The sequence below is a fragment of the Mucilaginibacter angelicae genome (assembly GCF_042434235.1).
GTDB lineage: Bacteria > Bacteroidota > Bacteroidia > Sphingobacteriales > Sphingobacteriaceae > Mucilaginibacter > Mucilaginibacter angelicae.
In genome coordinates, this window is sequence record NZ_JBHLTS010000036.1 from 1 (window position 1) to 816 (window position 816).

The following is an 816-nucleotide window of genomic DNA, read 5'->3' on the forward strand; positions in this document are numbered from 1 at the left end:
AAAGCTCCTGGCCCGCCGGTGAGGGCAGCCGTTTCTTATCCACCTTCCCGTTTGCCGTTAGCGGTAATGCTTCCAGCTGTACATAATGGCCCGGTACCATATAACCCGGCAAGCGTTCCTGAAGGTATTGACGAAGCTCCGGCACATTCAGCAGTGTGCCGCTTACCACGTACGCTACCAGCTCCCGTTCGCCGCTGCCCAGATCCAGCGCCTGTACAACCGAGCTGCTTACATCGCTGTGACCGTTTAGTGCGCTCTCGATCTCCCCTAATTCGATCCGGTAACCCCGCACTTTTACCTGGTCGTCTAAACGGCCATGGTATTCTATATTGCCGTCCGCGAGCCATCTGCCAAGGTCCCCCGTGCGGTATAGGCGTTCCCCGGCCCTGAATGGGCTGGCGATAAATTTCTCAGCACTCAGCGCTTCGCGGTTCAAATAACCCCTCGCAACTCCGGCCCCCCCTATACAGATCTCCCCGCTTACCCCTACAGGCTGTAACTTTAAACCGGCATCTAAGATGTAGATTTCGGTGTTCCAGATCGGCTTACCGATAGGGATGTTTGTATCCTGCGCTGAAACCGGGTAATAGGTTACATCTACACAGGCTTCCGTAGGGCCATATAAATTATGAACCGGTATGTTTGTTTTTGAATACCATCTGTTTGTAGTTGACGCTGATAATGCCTCACCGCTGGTAACCACCATGCGAAGGCTCGATAAGCCCGGCGATGCATCTGCAGGCAAGTTTGCGATGAACATGTTAAACATGCTTGGCACAAAATGCAGGCAGCTTATCTTTTCACTTCCTATTATTG

Annotated in this window: 1 protein-coding gene; it reads right to left on the reverse strand. The window is 52.6% G+C overall.

Annotated features, from left to right (window positions below):
- The coding region (locus ACFFGT_RS19175) for an amino acid adenylation domain-containing protein (RefSeq protein WP_377024129.1) at positions 1–760 on the reverse strand (760 nt) is incomplete at its 3' end.
- Positions 761–816: the final 56 nt, after the last annotated feature.